Annotated in this window: 7 protein-coding genes and 1 pseudogene; 6 read left to right on the top strand and 2 right to left on the bottom strand. The window is 63.4% G+C overall.

What is annotated here, in order from left to right; translation table 11 throughout:
* Together T281_RS19365 and T281_RS16755 are read left to right on the top strand one after the other, a co-directional pair.
* A pseudogene (locus tag T281_RS19365) lies at nt 1-245 on the top strand (hypothetical protein); the annotation flags it as partial.
* Nucleotides 246-254: 9 nt separating this feature from the next.
* The gene (locus tag T281_RS16755) at nt 255-683 is read left to right on the top strand and encodes a phage tail protein (RefSeq protein ID WP_037242179.1); all 429 of its coding nucleotides are present in this window, start codon (nt 255-257) and stop codon (nt 681-683) included.
* 41 nt (nt 684-724) lie between these two features.
* Here T281_RS16755 and T281_RS16750 read toward each other — a convergent pair whose 3' ends face one another.
* Nucleotides 725-973, bottom strand: coding sequence for a BrnA antitoxin family protein (locus T281_RS16750; protein WP_037242177.1), 249 nt, complete (start codon nt 971-973; stop codon nt 725-727).
* On the bottom strand, nt 933-1,145 hold the full coding sequence (locus T281_RS18515; RefSeq protein ID WP_245269278.1) for a BrnT family toxin: 213 nt from the start codon (nt 1,143-1,145) through the stop codon (nt 933-935). Before T281_RS18515 ends, T281_RS16750 begins: the two co-directional genes overlap by 41 nt.
* On the opposite strand from T281_RS18515, the gene T281_RS19670 reads away from it, so the two are divergent.
* The 4 genes from T281_RS19670 to T281_RS16735 all read left to right on the top strand — a co-directional run bounded on the left by T281_RS19670 (nt 1,110) and on the right by T281_RS16735 (nt 2,927).
* Nucleotides 1,110-1,271, top strand: a complete 162-nt coding sequence (locus T281_RS19670; RefSeq protein WP_245269279.1) for a hypothetical protein — start codon at nt 1,110-1,112, stop codon at nt 1,269-1,271. The two genes, T281_RS18515 and T281_RS19670, sit on opposite strands and share 36 nt — an antisense overlap.
* Nucleotides 1,268-1,489 carry a tail protein X gene (locus tag T281_RS16745; protein WP_037242174.1) on the top strand — a complete coding sequence of 74 codons (222 nt, stop codon included), beginning with the start codon at nt 1,268-1,270 and terminating at the stop codon, nt 1,487-1,489. The genes T281_RS19670 and T281_RS16745 overlap by 4 nt, the downstream gene beginning before the upstream one ends.
* Nucleotides 1,490-1,492: 3 nt before the next feature.
* On the top strand, nt 1,493-2,536 hold the full coding sequence (locus T281_RS16740; protein ID WP_037242171.1) for a phage late control D family protein: 1,044 nt from the start codon (nt 1,493-1,495) through the stop codon (nt 2,534-2,536).
* 100 nt (nt 2,537-2,636) lie between these two features.
* Nucleotides 2,637-2,927 (top strand): hypothetical protein, encoded by a 291-nt coding sequence (locus T281_RS16735; RefSeq protein ID WP_037242168.1) that lies wholly within the window; start codon nt 2,637-2,639, stop codon nt 2,925-2,927.
* The last annotated feature ends 8 nt before the right edge of the window (nt 2,928-2,935 follow it).

Genomic DNA, 2,935 nt, shown 5'->3' with positions numbered 1-2,935 from the left:
GCGGGCAAGCCTATCTCGTCGGCGAGCAGGGGCCAGAGTTGTTCGTCCCCGGTCGCTCCGGTTCGATCGTCCCGAATGGTGGCGCGCGCAGTGTATCCGCTGGCGGCGCGAACATCTCGATCACGATCGACAAGATCGTGATCGAGGGCGGTGGCGACGTGAACGAGATCGCTCAGAAGGTCGGCCAAGTGCTCGAAGCCGAGCTTCGCCGCCGGTTGCGCGGCCTGCAAGCCGACTACGCTTAAGGAGCGCCCATGCTTTACCAGATCGGGCCGGTAACGGTCGACGTGTTTCCGTTCAACGCAGACTCTGTCGAAGAGGACGGGTCGACGGAATACGCCAAGAAAGACCTGCTCGGGCGCATGCCCGGGCGGGAGTTCACGGGCGAGGGCGACGAAAAGTTTTCGATCCGTGGACAGGTTTTCCCGACCAAGATCGGGGGGCTCACCGAGATCGAGACACTCAACGGGCTGCGCCGATCCGGCGAGCGCGTCATGGTGGTGCGCGGCGACGGCAAGGTGCTCGGCTGGCACGCGATCGAAAGCGTGCGGAAGAGCCATGAGATGCTCGGGCCGAACGGCGTCGGACAGGTAATCAAGCACGATATCGTGCTCGTGCGTGTCGATGCGCCCGGCAGCGATGCGGGCGCGACGCTGCTGTCGATGCTGCTATCGCTTTTTTGATCTGCGGTGTTCCTCGCCCACGCGGGGTTTTTGACGGCGGGTTAGAGGCCCGCCACCTTCCGTAGAGCTTCATCAATGCGGCTTTGCCAGCCGGGGCCGCCCTTCTTGAAATGCTCGATCACGTCGGGGCTTAGCCGGATCGTGGTGCTGATTTTGGGCGCAAGCGCTTTAGGGCGGCCCCGCTGCACCTTGGCGTTTTTAAACGCTTCGTCCCATTCCGGGCCGGTCAGATCGGGGATTTCGTCTGGGTCAACCCAGCTTTGGGCCGAATTTTCTTTGTTCGCGGTCATTGGCTTTCCTCATGCTGATAATGCGGCGCGCTGCGCCTCGCGGCGTCCATGCGAGTAGGACCATGCGCCTCGCGAGGTATCCGACAGTGATGAACCGCTCTTCCCCGTATGGAAATCTGACATCGGGGAAGGTCAGATGCGTGCTGTCGAATACCTGGTCGGCATCCGCCATATCGAGCCCGCGGGCTTCGAGGGTGGCTTGGCGCTTGGCTGGATCGAACTCTATCGTCATGAATTATTGTTACTACAAAAATTAGAGCGCGTCAATATCTGTAGTAACAAAAAGGAGCGGCCATGACCGAGACTGTCACGATCAGGGGCGAGGGGATCACCCTCGACCTGCTCATCTGGCGCAAGTATGGCCGCACGCGGCCCGCTCTCGTCGAGGCGGCGCTCCTGCTCAATCCGGGCCTCGCGGCATTGGGCGCGGAATTGCCGCTCAGCACCGTCGTCACGCTGCCGGACGAGCCCGAAGCGACGACGACAACGGAAACCGCAATATCGCTCTGGGATTGATGCATGGCTTGGGCAGTCTCTTGGGCGGTGCATGTCGACGGCATCGACGTGTCGAGCCGCATGAACCCCTACCTCACCGAGATCGAGGTGCATGATAAGGACGGTACGGCGTCGGACACGGCGAGCCTCACCTTCTCGGATAGTGACGGCGCGTTGATGCTGCCAAAGCATGGCGGGCGCGTCGCCATCTATCTCGGCGGCGCGAAGGCCTTCGAAGGGACGGTCGACGAGGTGCGATCCAACGGCTCTAAGGGCGGCGGTCGCATGCTGCATGTCTCTGCCAAGGGCTTCGACAGCCGTGGCAAGGTGAAGGAGCCGCAAAGCTTCCACAAGGACAAGGCGACGCTGAAGGATTTTCTCGGCGATGCCGCTAAGCGCGCGGGCCTTTCCGGCGTGACCGTCGATCCGTCCTTCGCCTCGATCCAGCGCGACTTCTGGAGCGCAGACGGCGAGACGATCATCCATCTCGGCAGGCGTCTCGCCGACGAGCTGGGCGGCACCTTCAAGATCCGGGGCGATAAGGCGGTGCTCGCAAAACGCGGCAGCGGCACCACGCCAGGCGGCGCGGCCCTGCCGACCGTGACCGGCACGTGGGGCGTCAACCTCATCTCGTGGGACATCACGCCCTACCAAGGGCGCCCACGCTACACGAAGGCGAAGGCCCGCTGGTTCGACCGCAAAACCGCGAAGTGGAAAACGAAGGAAGTGGAGATCGAGGCGGGCGACGGTGCGCCGGAAGCCTCGAACAATATCCCCTATCCGAAGGCCGATGAGAAGGAAGCGGAGGGCACGGCGAAGGGGCGCAAAGCCGAGAGCGAGCGCGAGGGCGGGGGAGGCGAGGGCGTGATCGATTTCAATGTGTCGGCGCAGGCCGAAGGCACCTTCGTGCTTTCTGGCGCGCGGCCTGGCGTTGACGGCACCTATCGCATCGCGGGCGTAACGCATCGCCTCTCGAAATCTGGCGGCGCGACGACGAGCCTCGAGTTGAAGCAACCACAGGGCGACGCTGGCAAGGACAAGCGCCAGCGCAACCGCAAGGCGGGCTGATCCCGCGCGAGATCCTCGCCGGGCTGGGAGCGGCCCCGGAGCGCGAGGCAGTGAGACCCGCTCCACCCCAGAAAACCGAAACCCACTGAAGGAGGACAGCATGTCTGATTCCGACGAAGAGCTGCTTGCCGTAATCGAGCGCAACACGACCGTGACCGGCTCTGTGATCGAGTTTCTCGCGAAGCACCGCGAGACTCTCGCCGATGAAAGCGTCCCGGCGGAGGATCGCCTTTCGCAGGCTATCAAGCAGCTCGACGAAAACACCAACAAGCTCGTCGCGGCCATCACGGCGAACACCGTCGCGGCCACCGAAGTTGCGACCGATCCGGCTCCTGTCGACCAGGCCCCGGCCGAGACCGTGACCACGGAAAACACGTCCCAGGTCCAGTAAGCGCGCAA

This window comes from Rhodomicrobium udaipurense JA643 (assembly GCF_000636015.1).
In the GTDB taxonomy this organism is placed as follows: domain Bacteria; phylum Pseudomonadota; class Alphaproteobacteria; order Rhizobiales; family Rhodomicrobiaceae; genus Rhodomicrobium; species Rhodomicrobium udaipurense.
Note: the sequence above shows the minus strand (reverse complement) of the source record. Positions and strands in the feature narration are given on the sequence as shown.